The organism is Psychroflexus torquis ATCC 700755, assembly GCF_000153485.2.
Classification (GTDB): Bacteria; Bacteroidota; Bacteroidia; order Flavobacteriales; family Flavobacteriaceae; genus Psychroflexus; species Psychroflexus torquis.
Map to the genome: position 1 here is coordinate 912,544 of NC_018721.1, position 24,746 is coordinate 937,289.

General features: G+C 34.9%; 22 protein-coding genes and 1 pseudogene. 10 read left to right on the top strand and 13 right to left on the bottom strand.

Translation table 11 applies throughout. The features are described 5' to 3' along the window. Window positions 1–28 precede the first annotated feature (28 nt). Window positions 29–622 (bottom strand): ribonuclease HII, encoded by a 594-nt coding sequence (locus P700755_RS03980; protein WP_015023452.1) that lies wholly within the window; start codon window positions 620–622, stop codon window positions 29–31. A gap of 101 nt (window positions 623–723) precedes the next feature. Between P700755_RS03980 and P700755_RS03985 the strand changes: the two genes are divergently transcribed. Then, window positions 724–2,691: a putative porin gene (locus P700755_RS03985; protein ID WP_015023453.1), complete on the top strand. Its 1,968-nt coding sequence runs from the start codon at window positions 724–726 to the stop codon at window positions 2,689–2,691. Here the strand turns inward: P700755_RS03985 and P700755_RS03990 are convergent. Both P700755_RS03990 and P700755_RS03995 read right to left on the bottom strand, forming a co-directional pair. Next, the gene (locus P700755_RS03990) at window positions 2,686–2,934 is read right to left on the bottom strand and encodes a hypothetical protein (RefSeq protein ID WP_015023454.1); all 249 of its coding nucleotides are present in this window, start codon (window positions 2,932–2,934) and stop codon (window positions 2,686–2,688) included. The genes P700755_RS03985 and P700755_RS03990 overlap by 6 nt on opposite strands. Before the next feature lie 2 nt (window positions 2,935–2,936). Next, window positions 2,937–3,488: a sigma-70 family RNA polymerase sigma factor gene (locus P700755_RS03995; RefSeq protein ID WP_015023455.1), complete on the bottom strand. Its 552-nt coding sequence runs from the start codon at window positions 3,486–3,488 to the stop codon at window positions 2,937–2,939. Between the two features lie 289 nt (window positions 3,489–3,777). On the opposite strand from P700755_RS03995, the gene P700755_RS04000 reads away from it, so the two are divergent. The 3 genes from P700755_RS04000 (at window position 3,778) to ruvC (ending at window position 6,432) form a co-directional block, all read left to right on the top strand. Continuing rightward, window positions 3,778–5,034, top strand: a complete 1,257-nt coding sequence (locus P700755_RS04000; RefSeq protein ID WP_015023456.1) for a glycosyltransferase — start codon at window positions 3,778–3,780, stop codon at window positions 5,032–5,034. 13 nt (window positions 5,035–5,047) lie between these two features. After that, window positions 5,048–5,518, top strand: coding sequence for a hypothetical protein (locus P700755_RS04005; protein WP_015023457.1), 471 nt, complete (start codon window positions 5,048–5,050; stop codon window positions 5,516–5,518). A 359-nt stretch (window positions 5,519–5,877) separates the two neighbouring features. Further along, window positions 5,878–6,432 carry a crossover junction endodeoxyribonuclease RuvC gene (ruvC, locus tag P700755_RS04010; RefSeq protein WP_015023458.1) on the top strand — a complete coding sequence of 185 codons (555 nt, stop codon included), beginning with the start codon at window positions 5,878–5,880 and terminating at the stop codon, window positions 6,430–6,432. 8 nt (window positions 6,433–6,440) lie between these two features. On the opposite strand, the gene P700755_RS04015 is transcribed toward ruvC, so the two are convergent. The 3 genes and pseudogenes from P700755_RS04015 to hemW form a co-directional block, all read right to left on the bottom strand. Next, a complete protein-coding gene (locus P700755_RS04015; RefSeq protein WP_015023459.1) occupies window positions 6,441–8,213 on the bottom strand; it encodes a MutS-related protein in 1,773 nt (590 codons plus the stop codon). A gap of 79 nt (window positions 8,214–8,292) precedes the next feature. Continuing rightward, window positions 8,293–8,658: pseudogene (locus P700755_RS04020) on the bottom strand (MmcQ/YjbR family DNA-binding protein). A 35-nt stretch (window positions 8,659–8,693) separates the two neighbouring features. Beyond that, window positions 8,694–9,824 (bottom strand): radical SAM family heme chaperone HemW, encoded by a 1,131-nt coding sequence (gene hemW / locus P700755_RS04025; RefSeq protein ID WP_015023460.1) that lies wholly within the window; start codon window positions 9,822–9,824, stop codon window positions 8,694–8,696. A 77-nt stretch (window positions 9,825–9,901) separates the two neighbouring features. Here hemW and P700755_RS04030 point away from each other — a divergent pair, with 77 nt between their 5' ends. The 4 genes from P700755_RS04030 (at window position 9,902) to P700755_RS04045 (ending at window position 13,296) form a co-directional block, all read left to right on the top strand. Beyond that, a complete protein-coding gene (locus tag P700755_RS04030) occupies window positions 9,902–10,402 on the top strand; it encodes a DUF456 domain-containing protein (RefSeq protein WP_015023461.1) in 501 nt (166 codons plus the stop codon). A 42-nt stretch (window positions 10,403–10,444) separates the two neighbouring features. Then, window positions 10,445–11,146, top strand: coding sequence for a TIGR04283 family arsenosugar biosynthesis glycosyltransferase (locus P700755_RS04035; protein ID WP_015023462.1), 702 nt, complete (start codon window positions 10,445–10,447; stop codon window positions 11,144–11,146). Window positions 11,147–11,305: 159 nt separating this feature from the next. Then, window positions 11,306–12,139, top strand: coding sequence for an OmpA/MotB family protein (locus P700755_RS04040; RefSeq protein WP_015023463.1), 834 nt, complete (start codon window positions 11,306–11,308; stop codon window positions 12,137–12,139). Window positions 12,140–12,774: 635 nt separating this feature from the next. Then, on the top strand, window positions 12,775–13,296 hold the full coding sequence (locus P700755_RS04045) for a hypothetical protein (protein ID WP_015023465.1): 522 nt from the start codon (window positions 12,775–12,777) through the stop codon (window positions 13,294–13,296). Between the two features lie 1,089 nt (window positions 13,297–14,385). Here P700755_RS04045 and P700755_RS04050 read toward each other — a convergent pair. The 7 genes from P700755_RS04050 to P700755_RS04085 form a co-directional block, all read right to left on the bottom strand. Continuing rightward, window positions 14,386–15,135 carry an adenylate/guanylate cyclase domain-containing protein gene (locus P700755_RS04050; protein ID WP_157609247.1) on the bottom strand — a complete coding sequence of 250 codons (750 nt, stop codon included), beginning with the start codon at window positions 15,133–15,135 and terminating at the stop codon, window positions 14,386–14,388. A gap of 1,042 nt (window positions 15,136–16,177) precedes the next feature. Continuing rightward, on the bottom strand, window positions 16,178–17,125 hold the full coding sequence (locus P700755_RS04055) for a TolB-like translocation protein (RefSeq protein ID WP_015023468.1): 948 nt from the start codon (window positions 17,123–17,125) through the stop codon (window positions 16,178–16,180). A 224-nt stretch (window positions 17,126–17,349) separates the two neighbouring features. Next, the gene (locus P700755_RS04060) at window positions 17,350–17,955 is read right to left on the bottom strand and encodes a hypothetical protein (protein WP_015023469.1); all 606 of its coding nucleotides are present in this window, start codon (window positions 17,953–17,955) and stop codon (window positions 17,350–17,352) included. Between the two features lie 260 nt (window positions 17,956–18,215). After that, window positions 18,216–19,055 (bottom strand): hypothetical protein, encoded by an 840-nt coding sequence (locus tag P700755_RS04070; protein WP_015023471.1) that lies wholly within the window; start codon window positions 19,053–19,055, stop codon window positions 18,216–18,218. Window positions 19,056–19,057: 2 nt separating this feature from the next. Continuing rightward, window positions 19,058–20,188 carry a DUF3696 domain-containing protein gene (locus P700755_RS04075; RefSeq protein ID WP_015023472.1) on the bottom strand — a complete coding sequence of 377 codons (1,131 nt, stop codon included), beginning with the start codon at window positions 20,186–20,188 and terminating at the stop codon, window positions 19,058–19,060. Continuing rightward, window positions 20,185–21,369 (bottom strand): DUF262 domain-containing protein, encoded by a 1,185-nt coding sequence (locus P700755_RS04080; protein WP_015023473.1) that lies wholly within the window; start codon window positions 21,367–21,369, stop codon window positions 20,185–20,187. Before P700755_RS04080 ends, P700755_RS04075 begins: the two co-directional genes overlap by 4 nt. A gap of 10 nt (window positions 21,370–21,379) precedes the next feature. Continuing rightward, entirely contained in the window at window positions 21,380–21,577 is a 198-nt protein-coding gene (locus tag P700755_RS04085) for a helix-turn-helix domain-containing protein (protein ID WP_015023474.1), read from the bottom strand. Between the two features lie 727 nt (window positions 21,578–22,304). Between P700755_RS04085 and P700755_RS04090 the strand changes: the two genes are divergently transcribed. Both P700755_RS04090 and P700755_RS04095 read left to right on the top strand, forming a co-directional pair. Further along, complete coding sequence (locus P700755_RS04090; protein WP_015023475.1) at window positions 22,305–23,591, top strand: hypothetical protein; 1,287 nt, start codon at window positions 22,305–22,307, stop codon at window positions 23,589–23,591. Between the two features lie 727 nt (window positions 23,592–24,318). Further along, on the top strand, window positions 24,319–24,627 hold the full coding sequence (locus P700755_RS04095; protein WP_015023476.1) for a helix-turn-helix domain-containing protein: 309 nt from the start codon (window positions 24,319–24,321) through the stop codon (window positions 24,625–24,627). Window positions 24,628–24,746: the final 119 nt, after the last annotated feature.

A 24,746-nucleotide genomic window follows, 5' to 3' on the forward strand; every position in this document is an offset into this window, starting at 1 on the left:
GTGACTTTCTATAGGTTGGTTTTAAAATTTAGATTCCTTCTGAGTCTGGCAGTAATTTAAAGCTCTGCCTGTGGTATTTGGTAATTCCATACTCTCGGATAGCCTTCCGATGGGCTTTTGTGGGATAGCCTTTGTTTTGAGCCCAACCATACATAGGAAATTCTTTATCGATAGTTTTCATATAGGCATCTCGAGCCGTTTTGGCAAAAATGGAAGCTGCCGCTATGCTCAGAAATTTAGAATCTCCTTTTATAATACATTGATGAGGAATATTTGGGTAGGTATGGAATCTATTTCCATCGACCAGAATCAACTCAGGATCTGGTGTAAGTTGTTGTATAGAGGCATGCATGGCTTTTATGGATGCATTTAAGATATTAATCTCATCTATCGTTTCCATCATAATGTGGGCTATTCCAAAACTTACACTACTCTCTTTCAAAATAACTTCTAAGAACTCACGTTTACTGGAGGACAACAGTTTAGAATCGGTTAGTAGTTCGTTTTTAAAATCCTTGGGGAGAATAACTGCTGCCGCGGTGACTGGACCTGCCAAACAACCTCGACCCGCTTCGTCGGTACCACATTCTAGTTTTTTGGATTGAAAATAAGGTTGGAGCATAATTACATTAAAAAGTCAAAATATGAAAATCCATATCGATTTCTAAAATACATCTAAAGTTAAGTAAAAATGATACTTTTGCTAACATTTTAAAATAGAACATGAAGTCGGTATACCTTTTAATTTTTATTCTATTCTGTTCTTCTTTTTCGTCGGCTCAAGAAAGAAAGCTCACAGGGTCCGAGGTACCGGATGATGAAGGTTTTGAAAGAGGTGACAAAACTACTTCCGTTAAAGACGATCGAGATAAACCAATAATCTCCAAATACAAAATCATCAGCATAAGTAACGACACTACTTATGTGGATACCACATTGAGTATTCGTAAGGATTATGCCTATAATTATTTGCGTAAAGACGATTTCGAATTATTGCCTTTTGCTAATGTTGGCCTCCCTTATAATGAGCTAGGGTATTCCTTCAATCATCTTAATGCCCTACCTAGGTTTGGAGCAAGAGCAAAACATTTCAATTATCTGGAAGTAGAGGATATTCCCTATTACGAGGTCCCCACCCCATTTACCGAATTATACTTTAGAACGGTCTACGAGCAAGGACAAAACATAGATGCGACATTTGCAACCAATCTAAAGCCAAACCTAAATGTTTCTATAGCCTATAAAGGTTTGCGATCTTTAGGAACCTACCAAAGATCTCTGGCTAGTACGGGAAACTTAAGATTAGGACTTAATTATAGAACTACCGATAACCGGTATTTTGTAAGATCGCATTTTGCAACTCAGGATATCTTGAATCAGCAAAGCGGCGGACTTACCGACAGAGCCAATCAACAATTTATCGATGAAATAGAAGAGGTTCAAAACAGAGCAACAGCAGAGGTTAGACTTACCAATGCAGAGACCAAGCTAGATGCTAAACGTTTTTATCTCAATCAATTTTACAATATACGACCAGGAAACGATTCCACCCAGAATGGACAAGTCCGCTTAAACCATATTTTAGATTTTACAGACAAAGAATATCAATTTACTCAAGGGACAGCCAATGCGATTTTTGGAGCAAGCTTTGAAAATTCGAACCTCAACGATGAAGTAGAGTATCAAAACGTTTCCAATACGATGATTTTATCGTACTACCAAAGGTATTTGGGCAGAATAGGCTTTATGGCAAGGCATCAAAATCTTAATTACGGGTATAGAACAATCCTAGTGAACGAAGACCAAACCATTCCTAACCGTTTGAAAACGGATATTGTAAGCCTGGGGGGAACCTACCTAAAAGAGTATAAAGCCTTCAAGCTAGAAGGCCAAGCCGCCTATAATATCACTGGTGATTATGATGGGTATGAAGTTCATGGGAAAGCGAGTATGACGCTCTCCGATTCTTTACAGTTTGCTGCAAAATTAGATATAAGCTCTTCTGCGCCTAACTTCAATTGGATTCTGAACCAAAGCGATTACAAAAATTACAATTGGTACAACCCCGATTTTGATAATGTCAATACGCAACGTTTAGAAGTGAAAGCTGAATCTAAAGTATATGGCCAAGTTAGTGCCTCACTTACTCAAATCGACAATCATGCTTACTTCGGATTTGAAAGAACTGCTGAAGGAGCTGTCACCGATAGTTTGGTAAGACCCTTACAAACTGACCAACAGATTCGCTATTTTAAGATAAAAGCTCAAAAGGATTTCAAATACGGCAATTTAAATCTAGCAAATACCATTATGTATCAAAATGTTTTGGATGGAGAGTCTGTATTTCCAGTCCCTGAAATAGTGACCAGAAACTCATTATTCTATGACAACTACCTCTTCGACAGAGCGCTTTACTTACAAACAGGTTTAACTTTCAATTACTTTTCTAGCTTTATGAGCAAGGCTTACGATCCTATACTTTCAGAATTTGCAATTCAAGATTTTCAAGAACTTGGAGGATTTTACACGGCAGACTTCTTTATAAATGCTAAAATAAGAGAGGCTAGGATTTACTTAAAATTAGAAAACTTTACGACCCTATTTCAAGGAAATAGCAATTTTTCTGCTCCTCGCTACCCTTATCGGGATTTTGCCATCAGGTTTGGACTGGTATGGAATTTCTTTTTATAAACTAAGCTTCGCCTTGATATCCTCTTTTTCTGATTTGGACAACAACTTAAATTCATGTTTCTCCATAAGTGCTGTTAACTGTTCATTTTTATCATGATAGGTATAACAGTGTTTACAATGTAAAATATGAATCCGTACTCTCAGTTTTTCCCAAAACGTAGCTTCAGTATATTGCTTTTTATCGCTAAATTCTGCAACTTTTAGACAAGAGGCAGGTATTTTTTGTTCTAACATATCTTTCATTATTATGTTTTAAACCAAGAGTTATCTAAACACGAAGCAAGCGCGGCTCTTGCTCTGTGAATAATCACCCATAAATTAGACGACGTAATCCCCATATCCTTACAGATGACATCATTATCATAATCCTGCATCGTTTTCATCTTAAAAATTTCAGCATGCTTGGGATTAATATGTTCTAGACAGCTTAAAATAGCTTCTCCTAATTCTTTATTTTCCATCTGGTTTTCTGCTGAATCTGAACTGGACACCTGCTCCTCAAGCCAAGACCCGTCTTGGTCCTGACTCGAGTAATCTATTTTGACTTCAGATTTGCCTTTATTGGAATTAATTTTACGATAATAATCCACGATTTTCCTGTTCAAAATAGAAGACAACCAAGTTTTTTCTGTAGATCTACCTTCAAAGTTAGCTTTGGATTTTAATCCTGCAAGGAAAGTTTCAGACACAATGTCTTTAGCGGTTTCCCTATCATTTACTTTAGACATCGTATAGTAGAAAAAGTAATCCCCATACTTTTCTACCCAAAGCTCGGGCTGTAAATCCAACTTGCTCATTTACTTTTTATTTAATTTCAAATGTATCGAAAAATAAGTCAGATATCTTTATCAAAATTTACCTTATGCCAAATTAAATTTATAATGTTGTATGAATAAATTGAATTTTTTTTTGATTCGTTGAAATTAAAAATAATTAGCATAGCCTTAGTTACGGTAATTGTTTTTGATAAAAAGCAAGCGAAAAAAGCCTGTGCCGAATTCGTATCGGTAAAACGATTTATTGCGGCATTATAGGTTTAAATTGGTATTGTTTTACGATTTTCGCAAAAAAACGATTTTAAAAACTATGAGTGGGTCTAAACTTTTAATTATTGGATTTGTATGGCCTGAGCCAAATTCTTCGGCCGCTGGAGGAAGAATGATGCAACTCATAGAATTGTTTTTGAAACGAAAGTTTGATATCGTTTACGCCTCTCCAGCTAATTTTTCAGAACATGCCGAAGATTTAGAAGCGCTGGGAATTCGGCAAGAAAAAATAGAGGTCAATACCTCGGTATTTGATGAGTTTCTCAATGAAGAGCAGCCTACCCATGTGCTTTTTGATCGGTTTATGATGGAAGAGCAATTTGGCTGGAGAGTGGCCGAACACTGCCCCGAAGCAGTTCGGATTTTAGACACCGAGGATCTTCATTTTTTAAGAAAAGGCAGACAACAAGCCTACAAAGAAAAGAAATCCTTCAAAAAAGAGTTTCTATATTCTGATATGGCTAAGCGAGAAATCGCTTCGATTTTAAGATCGGACATGAGTTTGATCATCTCAAAAGCAGAGATTGAGCTGTTGGTCGATCAGTTTAAGGTAAGTCGGCGTTTACTTCTTTATATGCCATTTTTACTCAAGCCTATCAAAGATGAGCACATCCGTGAGTTACCAAACTTTGAAGATCGCCAGAACTTTATCAGTATAGGTAATTTCTTACATGCCCCCAATTGGGACAAAACCCTCTTTTTAAAAGAAGAGATCTGGCCACTTATTAAAGCGGCTATCCCAGAAGCAGAGGTTCATGTGTATGGCGCCTACACGTCTCAAAAGGTGGAGCAACTTCATAACCCAAAACAAGGGTTTTTAATAAAAGGCAGAGCTCCAAATGCTATTGAATGTATTAAAAATGCTAGAGTTCTTTTGGGTCCTGTCCGATTTGGTGCTGGGCTTAAGGGTAAATTCATAGACAGTATGAAGGCCGGCACTCCTTCTATTACCACCACTATTGGCGCAGAAGGACTTTGTGGTGATTTACCTTGGTGTGGAGAAATTGCCAATTCGGCTGAGGAAATAGCAAGGCAAGCCATCAACTTATACACTATGCCCAAACGTTGGAAAATAGCGCAACGCAATGGTTTCCAGATTATCAACAACCGCTTTCAGTACAAAGTGCACTCTGCCAATTTCTTTAAACGTTTAACAAAACTCAACTCCAATTTAGAGGGACATCGACAACAAAATTTTATTGGGCAAATCTTGATGCATCACACTACTCAAAGTACAAAATACATGTCGTTGTGGATAGAATCCAAAAACAAAATCTCTTCAAAAGAAAGCATTTAATTACATTTACCTTATGAATCGGTGGTTAACCTTTATTCTTATACTTGGCCTTTTATCTTGTAAAGATTTCAATTTCAAAAAGCAATCAGCGGATGAAATCTTGGAACAAGAACTCAATTCTATCAATTGGAAAGAAGTTGATTTTTACCCAACCTTCCAAACCTGTGGAATAGTCACTTCAAAAGCAGAGAGTAAAACTTGCTTTGAAGATGAAATCAAAAACAGGATCAGTTCACGGTTAAGTCAACAGAAAATCTCAAGTTCCAACAAGGAACGGGACACGATTCTGGTAGATTTATTTATCAATGCCAAAGGAAAAATCTCTATTCAACAGGTCGTCATTCCTGATCAAGTGATATTAAAAAACCCGCAGATCAATTCTTGGCTTGAAGAAGCTATCTTTCAACTCCCTGAAACCTACCCAGCACAAAAAAGAAGTGTTCCCGTTGCTTTGCACATACAAATCCCTATCATTTTACAATAATAACTTCGAAAACCGAAGGTCTCTCCATTCAAGACTTCCAGAGAAACTCAACATCGAAAATAAAAGCTATAAAAAAGTGTAGACAAGGCTACGATCCCGCTGATCTGAATAATGGTATAGACTAGTATCTTCCGCTATTATCCAATTCAGTGGAGAGAAATATCCTCCTATTCCCAGTAAAATAATAAGCTGTGAAGAATTATAAACCAGTTGCCAATGTGAGTTTGGAACCTCTTGGATAAATTTATGAATTACGATAAAACTTAGACTTACTATCAAAAATTTGATAGCTAGCGTTTAGAATTGCTTAGTTTTGTAAGGGGTTATATCACATTCCGAAATAACGAATAAATAAGAGATTGGCGACAGAAAGAATTATTTTAGGCATAGATCCAGGCACCACTATCATGGGATTTGGTGTCATCGAGATTGTCAATAACAAGATGAAGTTTATTCAACTCAATGAACTTATGCTTAAAAAGTACGATGACCCTTACACTAAACTCAAACTGATTTTTGATCGGACCATCGATCTTATCGATACCTTCCATCCCGATGAAATTGCTATTGAAGCCCCTTTTTTTGGTAAAAATGTCCAATCCATGTTGAAACTTGGACGTGCGCAAGGAGTCGCTATGGCGGCAGGCTTATCAAGGCAAGTCCCCATTACTGAATATCTGCCCAAGAAAATTAAAATGGCCATTACAGGAAACGGAAACGCCAGTAAAGAACAGGTCGCTAAAATGCTACAGCAAATGCTAAAGATCAAAGAGCTTCCCAAAAATTTGGACTCTACCGATGGACTTGCAGCAGCCGTATGTCATTTTTATAATAGCAATAAACCTGACCTAGGAAAATCTTATACCGGTTGGGATGCCTTTATCAAACAAAACGAAAAGCGGGTCAAAAAGTAAGGCTTAGCTTACTCTACAATATTCATTTTCTTAAGTAAAAACGAAGCATTCATATTTTGACATATCCCCTTTTTGAGGGTGTAATCAAAATTGAGCTCATCGTTGACGATTTCAGCATCAAAATAATAATTCTGAACCTGTGGTAATTCATCAGCAACCTCACAAAGGCTAAGATCATGAGTTGCAATAATCCCAATAGCATTGGCTTTGACCAAGCGCTCGACAAATTTCCTGGAGCCAATGGCTTTATCTGTAGAGTTGGTGCCTTTTAAGATTTCATCTAAAACAATAAAATACTTATCGGTTTGAATTTCATCTACAATATATTTGAGTCGAGTTAATTCAGCAAAGAAATAAGAAGCTTCATCGGCGAGGGAATCTACGGTTCTCATACTGGTGATCAATTTTGTAGGAACATACTCACAGTACTTTGCACAGACGGGCAAGCCTACGTTGGACATAACGATTTGTGTAGAAACTGTTCTCAAGAAGGTACTTTTCCCAGCCATGTTGGCTCCCGTAATGATAAAAAACTGATTGTCTTTAATTTCAAAATCATTGCGCACCGCGTCTTTAGGATCTATTAAAGGATGAACAGCACCTTCAGTTTTGGTAAAGCATCCTGAATCCTTTATAATAGGGAAAACATAATCTGGGTGGTTGAACTGGAAATTGGCCAAACTGTTATAGGCATCGATCTCGGCGATCACTTTAAACCAACTGTCAACCTGAGTAGCATTTTGGGCAATCCAGTTTTCAATCTTAAGAGATTGCGTAAGATCACGAAGCATAAAACCATTTAAAACGATACCGAGTAAGATATTATTCCTTTGATCTAGACCATCGATATGTTTTGAAAGTACTTTCAAAATCTGACTCGCTTTAGCTGAATCTGAATGGATTTTTGATTGAAAGGATTGAAGTAAACTCGAATTAAATTCAGCATCTTCGATGAATTTTAATAATTTAAAATACTGCTGAAAGGTGCTCTGCGCCTGACTCACATGACTAGACAATTCATTGATGCGTTTCAAGAAGAAACCCGTAATTCCTAAACCGATCAAAAACCAAAGCAAAAGTTGAGCACCGCTGAGGACATTGAAAAAATAACCTAGTATTGCGGCCAAGGATAGCACTGAAAATACCTTTGGTAACCAAGTCATCACCTTAGGAACAAAACGCTGGTAAGCGGTAATCCATCTCACGATGCTGTTTGCCTTGGTTTCCGTATCCACCAAAATCGCATCGGCGGTAAAGTGCTGTCTCAACTCCACTTTTTCGGCTAACTCTTTAATAGAAGCTTGTTTGAGCTCGATATCATTTATAGAGTTTGAGGTCAATTTGGAGGCTAAATTTTCTTCCCCCTCTTTTAACGCTGTTCTATTGAGATATTGAAAAAAGGAATGTTTCCCGAAAATATCGATATCCTGGCTAAAGGCGTGCGTTGGATTTTTATAGACTTCTCCCGTGGGCAAGTCAGAAAACTCAAGACCTAACACCTTAAGTTCAGTTTCGTTAAGTCGAAGCAACGCTTTCAACTTTGCTTTTTTATACTGGATTTTAGAGTGCCTGGTGACTAAAATCAAAAACAGTACAATTCCAAGTATCACAGAGCCAATAACAACTCTTGTCGAGGACCAAAAAAAGTACATCGCAAAGGCTATCGCTAGAAATACGGCTAAACGCAGCATACTGGACCACAGCAATTGAGTTTTTACCGCTTTTAAATCAGTGGTATATCGAGAAATAAATTCAGAATAGATAGATCCTGGTGTAGGCATAAGTATAAAATTGAATTACAAAAATAGAGTTATTGAACTATTTGCCGCTATGAAATGATGATGTTTATCTTCCAAGCTTTTAGATCAATCCTTCTCGTTTAAATTTTGGAAGTTTACTCACCACTAACTCATAACTATGATTGATTAGGTGTTTGATGAATTTTGGAGAAAGTTGCGAGCCATCTACGACAACGGTGTTCCAATGCTTTTTGTTCATGTGATAGCCTGAAAAAACCTCATCAGGATATTTTTCTCTTTACTCTACAGCCTTTTCTGGGTCGCATTTGAGATTAAGGCTATGGTCGCCAGCTTCCCACTTCTTTAAAGAGGTGATGGCAAATAATTTCCCTTTTACTTTAAAAACTAGTGTGTCCTTGTCGAAAGGAAAGTCTTCAGTTGCCTCTGGTTTACTAAGGCAGTAATCTCGGAGTTCTTCGATATTCATAAGCCTTGATTTAAAGGTAGACCTACCTCAATTATCTATTTAAGATTGAGCATAAATAATTCTGACGCAATCCCGTCCGATAGGAATTTTCCTTCCCCCGTCACCTGAAGCAAGTCGTCTTTAAGCACTAGTAAACCATGCTGCTGAAAATCTTGCAAGTGTTCTGTTAGATAGGCTGCATAAACCAAACCAAATTCTTTTTCTACATATTTCATATCCACGCCCCATTTGGTCCGTAATCGTGTCATAACATATTCGTTATAGCGATCTGTAGTGCTCAAGACTTCCTGTTCGTAAGGCAGTTCATCTGCTTCTATAGCCTTGATGTATTTTGGATTGTTACTGATATTCCAACTTCTGGTGGTATGGACAAAACTATGTGCCGAAGGTCCAATGCCGAGATAAAACTTGCCTGTCCAATAGGCCGTATTATTTTGAGAGAAATACCCAGGTTTCCCAAAGTTGGAGAATTCATAATTCTCAAAGCCATTTGCCATCATGGTTTCCACCAAAATATCAAAATGCAATTTGGCCAGATCGTCGTCTACTGGTGGGATAATTTCTTTATCAATAAACGTCTTGAGGGGAGTGTTGGGCTCGACCGTTAACGCATAACTAGAAATATGGGATACTTCGAGTTCTATAGTCTTCGCTAGATTGGCTTTCCAACGCTCCACATCCATATCGGGAATACCATAAATCAAGTCGATAGAGATATTATCAAAAAACCGTTTAGCAAGCAAAATAGAAGATTCCGCTTCTTCAGCAGTGTGAGCTCTGTTCATCAATTTTAAATCCACTTCAAAAAAGGACTGCACTCCAATACTCAACCTATTAACTTTGGTGTTGTACAACATCTTTAGGTACTCTAGATCTAAATCGTCTGGATTAGCTTCCAGCGTAATTTCAGGCTGGTCGACAACCTCATAATGGCCATAAATAGTTTCAAAAATAAGATCTAAATCCTCTTGTGATAATAAGCTAGGCGTCCCTCCTCCAAAATAAATATTTTCTACTGCTGCTGGGAGTTCGGTTTTCCGCAAGATGAGTTCTTTGCATATCGCCTTCACCAGCTTAGACTTGTGCTTTAAGGTGGTCGAGAAGTGAAAATCACAGTAATGACAAGCTTGTTTGCAAAAGGGAATATGGATATAAAGTGAACTCATTTTAATAGTTTTTACAAAAATACGGGATTAGTGGAGCTAATTCTTTAGTTTTAAGTTCAATTTTACAGAATTTCACGATGAGTATACTTTTAATCAGTTTAGGATTTATCTGTTGTCTAGTTGGCTTAGTAGGCAGCGTCCTTCCTGTCGTTCCCGGATTAATCATAAGCTGGTTGGGGATTTTATTGTTATTCTGGGTCCCCGAAGTAGAAGTGAGTTCCAGTCTGCTTTGGATCACATTGGCAGTGACGTTGCTCATTTTAATCCTAGACTACATCATTCCTATTCTAGGAACAAAAAAACTAGGAGGTAGTAAATTTGGGATGTATGGTGCAGGGGTTGGACTTGTGGTAGGCTTCATTGCTCCTATTCCTTTAGGAATTCTCATCGGTCCCTTTGTTGGAGCTTATTTAGGTGAAGTGGTTTTTGCCAAAAAGGCGAGTCGACCCGCTTTAAAAGCGGCACTAGGATCTTTTCTAGGCTTTTTAACGTCTACGGTTTTGGAGCTAATGGCGAGTTTATCGTTTTTTGTGATTTTTATGTACAAACTCATTCAGTATAGAGCTGTTTTATTCTGAATTTGATCTAAGTTCGCTTAACGCCAAGAAGCCTGTTGCCTTATGCTTATTAGTATCATCATACCTAGCCTTAACGAAGAAACACATATAGCGAAAACCCTAAGGCATACCTTGAAATTAAAGGGGAATTTTGAAATCCTTGTGGTCGATGGGGGAAGCAATGATCGAACTTTAGAAATCGTTAAAGACTTTTCTGAGGTAAAGCGTTTATGCTCTCCAAAAGGTCGTGCCTTACAAATGAATCTAGGAGCTAGACACGCACAAGGAGAAATATTGGTATTTCTTCATGCGGATACCTTTCTCCCCAAGGAGGCCTATGCCTCTATCTATCAGCTTTGTAAAGCTAAGAATACGGTGGGTGGCAGTTTCCGACTAGTGGTGGACGACCCAAATCCTATTTTCAAAATATACACGTGGTTCAGTCAATGGAACCTTGAGTTTTTCACTTATGGTGACCATGCCCTATTTATTAAGAAACGAGTTTTTGAAACCGTCACTGGTTTTAAACCTATTCCCTTTATGGAAGATGTCGAAATTCAACATCGGCTACGGCGTGAAGGCCGATTTAAAAAATCTAAGCTAGCCGTGGTCACTTCCGGCCGACGCTTTCGAAACAATGGGCTCATTTTTCAAATTACTGTAGACTTTCTTTTGGTGATGCTTTTTAAGCTAGGAATTGCACCAAAACGCTTAAAAAAATACTATCCAGATAACATCTCGTTCAAAAATAGAAATAAAAAATAGACTATTTCTATTTCAGAAACAGGCCTAAAACCCAAGTATAGATAAGATTATGTACATATATTTTTAAATTTTATTTACTCATTTTAACAAAATACTAAGTATCATATGGCAACATGTTTTAGCATAATGCCGTTATTTACGCCAAATTAAATTAAAATTATGATAAAAAAAAGAACATTATTTTTGGCCGTAAGCCTATCTGTAATTCTTGCTAGCTGTGTATCCAAAAAGAAATATACAGAACTAGAGGGTAATTTGAATGAGACGGAATCTGAGCTCGTACAAACGCGTTTAGAAAAAGAAGATCTGGAAAGTCAAATGGAGCAGATTGAAATGCGTGTGGAGGGTTACAATAACAAAATAGCCTCTTTAAGTACGGAGAAAGAAGGTATGATGGTACAAGTGCCGAACGAAAACTTAGTCCTATCTGAAAACAACAAAGCTGCAATGCGAAAAACTTTAAAAAGTGTTCCTGCTGCTAAACTCGAAGGTGCTAAGTCTTTAAAAGATTCGTTGAACATCGCTATTGCTCATAACATTTCTAAAAATATGGGAGAGTCTGGGAGTGACCTCAATATTTCTATTGAAGAAACTATGGTGAAAATCAATATTGACGACAACCTGCTTTTTGGTGACAGTAGCTTTAGAGTGGGGAGTGATGCAGACGAAATCCTATCCAGAATTGCAAAGGTTTTAAATTCTGAACCTTCCCTAGAAGTTTTGGTAGAAGGACACACCGACAGTAGAACTATAAAAAAAGATAGTTATATTATAGATAACTGGGATCTTAGCGCTAGAAGAAGTGCTGCGATTGTAAGACGACTTGAAAATAAATTTGGAGTTGCTTCTGATCAGTTGATTGTTGCTGGGCGTTCTAGTTATGATCCTTTAGTACCTAACGATACTAAAGACAATATGGCAAAAAACAGAAGAACACAAATCGTGATTATGCCAAACCTAGATAAATTTTTTGCTATGCTAGGGGATGACTAATCTCGAGTAAGCTAAGTGTCTAGTCCGAAATAAGGGATACTGATTACTAAAGAATGAGTCCACATTGAAAAAACTTACTTATGGAAAAATAAATAAATTTACCGTCAGTTCTGCTTTGCTTCTCGATACATTTTCTTATCTCACTATCGCTCGTAAAAAAACACTCGAAGTGACAAAATTTTTATTAAAATCCTTTTTCGGTGTCGACCCAAGAATTAGATTTATAACAAAAAGCTTAACGATGCTAGCATCGTTAAGCTTTTTTGGTTTGTATTGTTTTGAGTTTGTTTTGTTTGTGTAATTCTATAGGTGTTAGCAGATGGTTCGATAAATGTGGTCTAAAATTAGTAAAGGGCCGACTCTTCTAATTCTCCCTTACTTGCAAATCTCAGACCAGTTAACAAGATATATAGGACTAGCACTATCGGCGAGACAAGATCTAGAAGTGATCACAGGTAAAAATTTTAGAGAGGTGATTGGAAGATTGATTTAAATTGATTAAATTTAAATGCATTTTATAGCTATTTAGCGATGTAAAATACAGACCAGCTCAGTCAGTACACTCTATACACATTAGACCAATATTAAAGTTGAAAATTTATTAACTTTAAAAGGTATCAAAGAATAATTCATCAATGTCTGAAAATAGTAAACCACCAAAAAAGAGGATAGAATATCGCGGTAAGATTCTCCGTGTTTCTAGAACAGGAGGGGTTTCTGCTACTAAAACACTGTCAAAGGAGGGCTATGGAGCTACTATAAATACCAATCATGGTGTTAGGCTTCATAAAAGACTATTTAAAGGGGCTAGAATGGGGTTTCAACGTGGAAATTTTCAATTTATAGGTCGATATAAAAGTGGTCCTTTCAACTTTAATATTTCAAAAGGGGGTGTGAGTACGTCCATAAAAAACAAAAGAGGCTCTTATAATTTATTTAAACCCAATTACTCGAGTTTTAAATTAGGAGGTGTACAGCTAAGAGGTAAAAATGCAGCTACGCTTCAATTACTCTTTTTAGCAGTGAGTCTTTTTATAAATATTATTAAGGTTTTATGGCATATTTCAATAGCTGTAGTATGGTTTATATTTTTAGCTATAAAATGGTTTGTAGATTTTTTAATTGGATTTTACAGAGGATCTACTTCTAATACCTAATTATATTTATAACGCCGAATGAATAAATTGAATTATACTACGACGTTGCTTAGCACATGTTTTTGGATGGATTGAAGAAAAACATATAAGCATACTTGAATTCAACCAAGCCGAATTTTAAATTTTTATGTTTATTTTTCTTTCTCTAAACGTAACAAAATTAAAATTTGGCACACTTTGTAAATAGACAAAAACCTCTGTAAAAGCCTATAATAGCTATGTTTTATATAAATTGTTAGCCCTTGTTGTTTTCGCGCTTTTTAAATTCAATATTTGACTTTAATATGCCTTACATGCCGCTTTTTATTTTGTGTTTTTCAGACTCTTTTATTAATAAATTATCTGCGTACTCAAGTTTAGTGAAATAATCATTTTTTAAAGATTGAAATAACTCTAAAATAATTTGGAGCTTTCTATCCTTTTTTTGGTTCTCAATTTCTATTGATAAAAATAGGAATTAAATTTTGTTAGCTTTTAATTGCGCTTTAAAAGAAATTAAAATCGCTCCAATTACATTAATTATTGGCGCAGTTATTCCACCAATTGTATCGCCGATTTGACCTGTCTGACTAAGATCAAAATTATCCCAATATGCAGGTTTAGTAAAATAAAATGAGTGTGATTCCTAAAATTAGTATGACTGTTTTATAATTAAAAGTGGGTTTATTTAACTCCGCCATTTTTTTCTAATAACAGCTAACATCTAAATAATACCAAATTAGACCTATAATGACGCAATAAATCGTTTTACCGATACGAATTCGGCACAGGCTTTTTTCGCCTGCTTTTCATCAAAAATAATTACCGTAGCAAAGGCTATGCTAGTTATTTTTGATTTCAATAAATCAAAAAACCTGTGCTGAGCTACGTCGTAGTATAATTCAATTTATTCATACGGCATTATAAATATAATTTGGTATAAGACCAGTGAGAGTATCTACCTTGAATATCTCTAAAGTGAGCTTTTCCTTTCCAAAATATGCAAATAGCGACTTCCCTTCATTGATCTTATTATTTGTTAGCAACAACATGTCCATTGTCGTATAATTATCCTCCTTGGTCGGCTTCTATGAAATGTATCTATGGACGCTAAATTCGGTCAACTGAAAAGAGGTCAATCATCTGGTCTCTACCTCTCAACTCGAAAGAGCCTTTGGCTTGAGCTTCATACTTCTTTCCCAGATCCAAGACGGCTTCCAACGTTTGTGAAATGAGTAGATCCACACCCTCTTCATTACATTGACCTTGTATACGAGCAGTGGTATTTAGCACATCCCCTGTAAAAAGAATTTCCTTCTTGATTACACCAACTGACCCAGCTGTTACTTGTCCGGAGTGAATTCCTGCTTTAAATCTTGGAACAACTCCAAACTTTTGTTGGTAAGACGAGGAACGTTTTTCCATTTGATCCTTGATTAAGAAAAAACATCGAACGCAATTATTGTCTTTGATTCCTTTTTTATAATACCAAGACACAACAATTTCGTCACCAACATATTGATATATTTCACCTTCAGTCGATACGATTGCACTTGTCATGTCTCGATAATAATCGTTGAGCAATTGATAGTACTGTTTATGTCCAATTTTCTCTGCGATGGTGGTTGAAGATTTCATGTCCAGAAACATAAATACACGATCCTCCACTTTAGATTTAGAATATTTGCCTGTAAAAAAATTAGTAATCGCCCTTAAGCCAATGTAATCTACCATTTCTGAATAAAAAAGACTTGTTCCTATAAGAACAAAGGTGTAGCCCAGAGTGGTTAAAAACAAATAATTGAATGTGAAATTTACAACGGGACGAATCAAATCTGAATCTGATTGGGTAAGATTCATTCTCCAAAGATTTAGAATTAAATTAGAAATAATCGCTATTGCAAAAATAATTACCACGTAAAAAATGGTCTTCAGAATCAGCTTAATCAAGAATGGTTTTCTCTGCAGCACGTTTTTGAAGATGTATTCCTCCAGAATACCAAAGATGAGCCCCAAAATAAAAGATTGAATCAACACTGTATTCAAAGAGACCCAGAAATTGTAATAGTTGCCTGTCTCAGGGTAATGGTCAATATTGCCCAAAGTGCTTCGTTCTATGATAATATAAAGCAAACCACCAAACAGGAAGAAAATAATATGTGGTATGATCTTTTTTACGAGCCTAACTCTTTTAGGTGACAGCATATTATTGGTCTATTTAATGACAGGTTTTTGTGTGAATGAAAAAATTAATTATATCAAAAGTAGTATCAAAATAGGACAACAGATTATCTATTTATACCAATTTAGTTTTTAAATGATGCATTAAAAATTTGAATTATTTTTTACTTAGTTGAGGAAAAAAATATAAGCATAGCAATAGTTACGGTTCTATTTTATGACGATTAGTAAGTGAAAAAGAAACTGATTTTATACGGCATTTGAATGCTGAATTGGTATTAGTCAAATATAAAGCTGAATAAGCTCAGGAGTTTCTCTTTTTTGCAGGAAGAAAATCGATTGTAAACTCCATTTCAGTTAACATACTCTAATAATTGTTGCTTACGGTCTCTTATATAGGTATTTGCTCGGGTTAGCACTTAACTCTGCAAGTACAAGCGGAATAGAAAATTTGCGAAGACTTTCGTAAGTATGCTAAAATAAAGCAATTAATTTTACATGTTTTTGCAACAGTTATTTTTTCTCTATTATAAATAATTCTGCTTTTTTAAATGCGATATCAAACAACTCTGTTGATGTTCCACTTCTATTCATAGCTACTGCAACGCTTATGTAGGGATTAAAACGCACTTACCTTTAGGTTTGATATACTTTGTTAATATGCATCAACTTTTGAGTTTGGAACTTAACTCTTACTATTTTTGTGCTTTGTTAGCAATTGTTATTTTTCTTTATGTTTAAAAATCTCATTTGATTTAACCCAATACACTTCACCTTTCGTCACTCCTTTCCATCCACTATTTACAGGAGAACTATATCTTTTCGAGAAGAAAAAATAATTATTGTCAGGCGACATATAGGGACAGTAATAATTCCAATCTTCATTTATATTCTCTCCAAGGTTAAAAAAAGTAGGCCTTTGCCATTTGCCATTTTTTTTGAAAGATACCGCAAACCCCTTTTCATTAGAATATGTATTGGCAGTTATTAAGAAACTTTCATCAGGTGAAACATAAGTACTTCTTTCTCCTTTTTCAGAATTTACTTCAGGACCAATATTTATTGGAGAGTCAAACTTCCCATCTCCTAAATACTGAGCACGATAAATGTCTCTTTTACCTAAGCTACCGGGCCTGTCAGATGTGAAGTACAAACTTCCGTCTGCAACTACAACAGGGTATGATTCTGCATATTCTTGTGTTGATATAGGGTGTTCAACTTTTGTCGCTAATTGCCATTTACCATTATTTTTTTGGCTTTTGTAAATGTCAGGCTTAGACTTTTTTAAATGGTCTTCTGGACTAATACCAAGAAAATACATTGTATTCCCGTCTTGGCTAATTGAAGGGTCAATCGCAACTGACTCTTTTTCTTGGTCAATAAACATTTGTATAGGTTTTGGCAAATTCCAATTACCTTCAATTAATTCAGAATGATGAATAACAAATTTTTTATTAATAATTCTTGTAAAAAACATTTCGGTAAAAGAGGAGTTAAACACCGTATTAATTTCAATGCTGTCCGTGTTAACAATTAACGGAGCAAATAATTTTGGAATTGTAATAGGCGGAGTTTGGTTTAAATACGGTTGATTAGAATTTGTTTGTTTACAGCTTAGCAACAAAAAATTTAGTCCAATTGTTAATAATAGAAAGAGTTTTTTATTCATTTGGTGTTTTTTCTAATAATTGCAAACGACCCGACTATGGTTATTACTATAATTAAAAGTAGTGAACTTTCGATTAAGCACTTAGCCAAATCTTTTTATTTTGTTTTATCTTTTTTTGTTCTAAAGCCAAATCAAAAGATTTGGCGGACTTACTTAAAAGCATTAAACTTTGGGTTAAGCACCAAAACCCGTATTAATTATAGCCATTGTTGTAAGTAGGGCTTTTATCTTTTCAATGCGATATTTTCGTGAACCCATTTTGCTTCTTCTTCAGGTTCTATTTCTCCAACTCTACTACTGCATCGGCTAAAAGTTGCTGCAGGAAAATCATAAGGTTTACTATCCTCAAAATATGGTCCAACTACTCCTAACATCCATCCATCTTTTGCAGCCCAATGCGGTTCATTTGTCATATACTTAAAAACGTGATAAAACACATCATTTCCGTCAAATTCTATTTTCACCTTTTCAAGATGTCTTATCTCATCAGGTGCTTTATCTAATTCAGTTGGGAATTCAAGCCAGTTAACTAAACTACTTTCGGCACCACTTTCAATAGTCAAGTACTCTTTTGGGAACAGTTCCATTTTATCGTGTTCAGATAGTATTTGATGAGTCATTTCACGTGTCTTATTATCTTTTGTATATTCAATAACATCTTCCTTTGTTATTTCTTCTCCGTTTTCTAATTTTTCGTGAATAGGTTGAATTCTTTCAGATCTCAATTTGTGAGTTTGAGCACTTTCTTTTTTAGATGCAAAATATCTGTAAATTATAAACACCATGATTAACAGGACAATAATTCCAATTACTACAAATACTATTTTCATATTTCGCTTTTTGCCTTACTTATAACGTTCCATGTATGGTGTCGTAGCATCCCAAAGGGTGCTACGACACCATACATATTGTTGTGTTTTCGTTCTTTATTTCCAGTTCCGTTTGTAGCGTTGGCAAAGGCATACTCTTTGACAAGTTTTGGCTCGCGCAGCTGGCTTTTCGAGCGACTTGGCAATGTGTATGGCATTATGCGTTGGCTATTACATTCTGTCTATTAATTACATTGAATCCTGTGAGCCTTTAACCAATTTTAGGAATATCTATCTTTTAATTTATTGGCTATTTCTTTAGTTTCTCTATAATTTCTGCCTGTTGTTTGTATCAAAAGAGCATATTCTCTTTGAGAATTAACTAATACAATTTCAATAACACCAGTATTATGAACTTTTCTAATAAACTGTTTACCTCCCCAATTAGTGGAACGTATAGATACAACATAAGGACTATTTCTTATTCTTTTACTCAATGTGTCTAATTCATTTTGTCCGTGATGGTCAGCTATATGAATAGCTTTGTCTTTCGGTAATATAGTAGCTTCAATAAGCTCAACCTCTCCTAAGTTTTCTATAAATTCCGATAAACTCGGATCATCAAAGGATTCTTTATTAAATAGATTGAATTTTAAAACTGTTTCTGATTCAGACCCTTTTTCTATTATTAGAGGTAATTGATTTCTTTGCCATACTTGTCCTGATGAAAAACTAATTGTAAGACTTTCATATAAATGCGCTGCTGCTAATCCAATACAAGATGATTTAGCATAATTATGCTCCTCATCTTCAAAAAAATATCCGGAATTAATATATTCACTATAAATAGTTTCATCATTTTCATTAATGTAAGGGGGGACAATAAAGTCAAATAAAAAGTTTTTTAAATCATGAGAGACTTCTTTATCTATAAACCAATCTTTTAGGGAATAATTAGAGGCCAATTCAATTTCGTAAGTATACTTATCAGAAAATATTTTCTTAAAACCGTTGTTTTTTGCTTTGGCGACCGATTGGATAAATGATTTCATTTTGTCCCTTGCTATATATTTATCAACTGAAACAGGATAAATACTTAGTTCATTTAAAAACAACTCCATACCTATATTAATTTAGCCAATTGGTTACTCCATTCGTCTAAAAGATTTTCAGGGTAGTCACTAAGAGTTCCATTTTTATCTATCAAAATGTCGGTTATAGAAGAAAATTGTTCATCCTCGTCTACAATTTTTTTGAAGTAGAATAGTGTGGTTTTATCTTTTAAAGTAGGTTCTTCTTTTACACCAACTCTAATACCATTTACAATATGGTCTGAATGTGTTTCTATAATAATTTGCACATCATTTTGAGCCACTAAAGCAATTAGTTTACCTAATTCTGCTTGCCCTCTTGGATGAATATGACTTTCGGGGTTTTCTATGATAACTAACGCGCCTTTTTGTGCTGCTAATAATGCTGTAACTACATGTAGGGCATAAGAAATACCAAAACCAACATTTTCTGGTTTAAAAGCGTTTGTTTCTCCAAAAGTTGGTTGATCAAACTCAAAAGCGAGTTCTACAATATCAGAGGTAATATGTTCTGTTTTTACATTTACTTCTGGCGATATTTCACCTAACCAAAGATTTACTTGATGAATTAATTCTTTAACTTTAAATTTTTCTCCTTTATTAGTAGTTGTTATCGTTGTTTTTGGATGAATGCAATTATCGAAAGCAATAGGGTCGTTACCATTTATTTGTAAAAAATCAACAGTGTATTCTCCTTTAGAACCAATATTTCTTTCAATGAAAGCATTAGAGTAACTTCTTTTATGTGTAGATGTAGGTGCAATTCTATCTGCATTTAGATATTGAAACTTATTATTAAATAAGCCTTCACCTTCGTTAATAATAGCTTGATATTCAACTAATTTTTCTATTGTAAAAATATCTGAGCCTTGTATATAGTCAAAAACTAAATTGTGTTCAGTTGTTGAAAATTTAAGATTAAACTCCATATTGCTTTTATTGTATTGATATAAAGCATCACTAGATGTGCCAATATTTATCAAATTACCATTTAGGCGAAGTGTACCTTTTTGTATTTTATCCGATTGTCTTAACAATAATAAAGATTGAATAAAAGAAGATTTTCCTTGACCGTTTAAACCCAATAACACATTTAAGTTTTTAAGATTAAAATGTTTTTCTTTAATGGATTTGAAGTTTTTTATTTCTATTGATTCTATCATATTCTGTCCTTTATTACATCTTGAATTAGTTCTTTAACCTTATTATGTCTGTATTGTGTCTTGGTTTTATTACCTGTAGAACTTGTTAGTGATGTAAACAAATGTTCATCTTCTGCTAAGGTGTTTTTAAGTAGGCGTTTAAACTTGCCTTTATTGCTTTTTAATACTTCTTGCTCTTTATCTGTTAATAGGGCAAGTTGCGTAGAAAGGGTGTCAAATAAGGCTTTATTTATAGGGGGTTTTCTTTGGTAGTCTTTATAGACCTTTCTAAATGCTTCGTCCTTAAAAATGGCTTTTGCTAATTTCATTGATTTAGAAAACGCTGTTTTTATATCTGAAAGTTCTTCTTCTTTTTTATCATATATAGTTGCCATTGCTTTACTCATATAGGAATCTAAATCTTGACCAAACTCTTTTGTGCCATAATTTTCAACACCCAACATATAAAAACTTAAAAACCGATTAGCAAAATCACGGTCTAACATTCTACGAGGATTTATTCTGTGTTCTGTTGCTTTTAGAAAATCTTCATTTTTCGCTAATTCACTTATAAATTCAGAAGGTCTGCCTTGAAATAAAGCGTGTCGAATTTCTTGGGATTCTAAAACTAAACCACCTGTATTAATTCTTTTGAAAATATTGAACTTTACATCAGGTGGTGTTCCTGGCATTATTTTGTAAATTACAACTTGTGCTTCTTCAATATCACGTTTTAGATTTGCAGGTAAATCGTCCCAATATTTACCGTTGAGATGTGTCAGAAATTCTAAGTTAGTTAATGGGTGGTTTTTTAAAACAGCAAAATTTCTAATACTGCTTAATCTTTGTAAGCCATCTACAATTAACCAATTATTATTGTCACTTGCATCAAAGAAAAATGCAGGTAGCGGAAAACGTATTAATATACTTTCTATTAATCTACTTTGCTGGGTTTTGTTCCATAAATCATCACCTCTTTGAAAATAGTTAGATGTATTCATTTGAATACTATTATCTTCTATTCTTCTTATTAATGAATTTAAGTTAGGTGTATTAGTTTCAATTTTAATTAAAGTAGGATCAAATGGTTTTTCCATTAATTCCAAACTATCATCTATTTGCTCTTTCTCTGTACCATCACCTGCTTCTAATGGTTCATTTAGAATTTGGTTTTCGTCTATATTTTGATTGTTTTCCTCCATATCCTATAAACTATATTTCTTTGGTAGATATTATCAAATCTTTCACGTCAACATCAAGTATTTCAGCAATATTCATTAATATTTCCAGTCTTGGTTGTTGTCTGTTTTGCACATAACCATTCACAATGTTGTAGCTTTTGTCTAATTTTTCAGCCAACCATTTTTGCTTAATACCTTTTTCTTCGAGTACTTTTTTTATTCTGTTCATTCTCCGTTAGGATTAAGCTTGCAAGATAGTAATAAAGATTTAATACACCGTTTTTTAGTGTATAAAAAGGATTTGTATCATTCGGTGAGCGGGGGAAGGTTGAGCTCTTTTGGTTTTTTCGGGGTTGGCTCTATGTGTCGGAAAAAAACCAAATGTGCTTAATGTGCGGTGGGTATTTTTTGAATGAAACACAACATCCTTATAAACCCCATTCAAATCTTTATTATAGGGTATATATCTATTAAGGACGTTGTTTTATTTTCATCTAAACTAACACTTTCATACATAATTCCAAATTATATTTATAATGCCGAATGAATAAATTGAATTATACTACGACCTTGCTTAGCACAGATTTTTTGATAAAAAAGTCGAAAATAGCCTGTGCCGAATTCATTTCGGTAAAACGATTTATGGCGACATTTTAAGTTTAATTTGGTATGATACTCCCACAACCTGAAATTTATGTTTTGATGGGCAGCCAAATAAAACCTTTCGTTTGGATGCAAAAAAGGAGAGTTCTTCAGAAATAAAAATTCCTAAGAGTGCCGCTATTTAAAAAAATACTATTTCGATAAAATAAATTTAAATACCTGATTTAAAGATTTATACACTATAAGAAACACAGATAGGATCTCTTGCTGCATAAGCATTTTAGGGTTTGGCATGCTGGTTGATTAGGTATTAGTATCAGTACAAAGAAGTGCTGATACTAATACCTATAGTTATGAAAAAGCTATTTACTCTTACACTCGTTTTTCTTTTTGGAATTGGTTTTTCAAATGCAGAAAATAACAGCCACTCCCGTACGTATACAAATAACTTTATTTTTAATCAAGATGGAATCGAGTTTGCTGTATTTCCTGATGGTCAATTTGATTTTAACTATTTGCAAGATAGAAACGGTATCGATCTTTATGTAAACACTGGAAACTTACAGGTATCATTCAACACGGGTTATAATTACAACCGCTTTGTTCAGTATGATTCTTATGGTGCTGTTATACAAATAGAAGAAACACCTGTATTCTATGACTCTTATGGTCGTGTTATCCAGATAGGTGAGGTTTTAATAAACTACCGTGGTGGTTATATTAACCATATAGGTAACATGAATGTTTTCTACAGCAGACCTGGTATCATCGATTATTATAGCGGATACATCAATGTATACAATAGAAACTATATTTACCAACCATGGCACAATTTCTATAGTGTCCCACTGGTAAATAGATGTATTGTTTACTATACGCCATACAGATTATCCTATTTCCCACTTCGCTATGCCTGGTCTTATCACAGAAACTACTGGAATACACCGTCCTATTATAATGGGTATTATGCGCGATCAAATGTGAGACGTAACTTCTACAGACCTTATGATCAAGTGAATTATAGAAGTTTTGAAAGAGGACAACGCAATGCCCGTGGGAGAGCTATAGCCGAAAACAATAGGGTATCGAGAAGCAGACAAGCTATTGTTACCGGAAGAAGTCAGGTGACAAGAACTAATAGCAGTAGAAGTTCCGTGGCCACGCAAAGAACTAGTGGACGTCATACAACCGCCACCAATACAAGATCTTCTTCAAGAAATGGAATAAATAGGGAAGCTGTAAACAATAGAAGTGATAGAACTATCTCCACTACTGCTAGAAATGCAAGAAACACCTCGAGATCTGCAACGCTAAACGTAGGTGATGCGACAACAAAGCATTCAGCTACAACTAGAACTAATAGAAACACAAATGCTAATGTTGATAACAGAGTGAACCGCACAGAAAGAGCAGTGACTCGTGATAGTAGAATCAATAACAAACCAGAGGTTACAAGATCAACTCGCCATACAACTCCAAAGAGAAGTTCGGCGACTACAAGATCAGCAAACAGAAATAACACTGCTGTAAATTCGGAAAATTCTACGTCGAGAAATACGCAAGCTAAAAGCTCTAGAACAAGTTCCAATAAAAACGCAACTCGTTCCTCTGGCTCAAAAAGAAGTCATAAAAGAGGATAGTATCCATAAAATTACTAAAAAGCTGCTCCCAAATAGGAGCAGCTTTTTTTATGTCTATAAACGACATTATTTTTAGTGCATATCCGCTAACATCCCTAAACATTAATTACCAGCCGAATATCACTTTGCCCCTGCCCCTCTTATGTTAGCATAAATAGAACAAGCTGTTTTTTAAATTAGCGCTATTTTAAACTAAAAAGGATCTCAATGGGATTATGACATCACTCTTAATCACAATTATGCATAACGTCCTTTAGATAATCACCTCATTGTGAGCTCTTCTTAAACCTGAACAGAATCGGCAGAATTGTAAATGCGGAAATTCGTCTCAAAACTGATTGTTTCCTAAATAAGAAACATTTATGTTTGTCGAACGAATAGAGTTCATTGAATCAGAAATTTAAGGTCAATTACTGGAGGAAGTGAACGAAATTTTAAACTAATACAACGAAAAGGCACTTGAGAAAATCATTTACAACATCCGAAAAGCTTAAGTTGTGAATAACAATGAACTCTTTAAAAACTGAATAACAAGGTTTAAGAATTTTAAACTCTTCACAACACAACTAAATACCGCCTTTTTGCCTTTTGGTACAAAACAGATAAATTCGAAACTGTCGTCATATCAGCTCATGGAATTGAAAAGAAAACAGCAAAGACACCTAAAAGGAAATTGAGAAAACCAAACGACTAATGAAAAACTATTTTAAGGCTAAAAAATAATGATATGGAAAAGAAAGAAATGAAAACTTACAGTTTGGACAAAGTGACCGACAAACATATCGGAAAAAAAGAAACGCCAAAAAGAGACGAATTCGAGAACGAACTTCGGCTCGACTTAATCGGAAACGCAATCAAACAAGCTCGAAAAGAACGAAACTTAACACAAACCCAGCTTGGAGAGTTGGTCGGAGTCCAGAAATCACAGATTTCGAAACTCGAAAATCATTTGACTGACGCTCGATTTGAAACAATTTTGAAAGTTTTTAAGGCATTAAATGCAAAAATTAATTTCAATGTCGAATTATTAAATTAAGAACTGAACTTAACAGCCAATATGGAAAAGCAGTAAAAACAGTACCTTGTTTATGCTTTGGCTGGGTCCGTGCCCATTTGGAAAATCCATGGATTTACCAAAGTCAGTTTTTGCTTGTA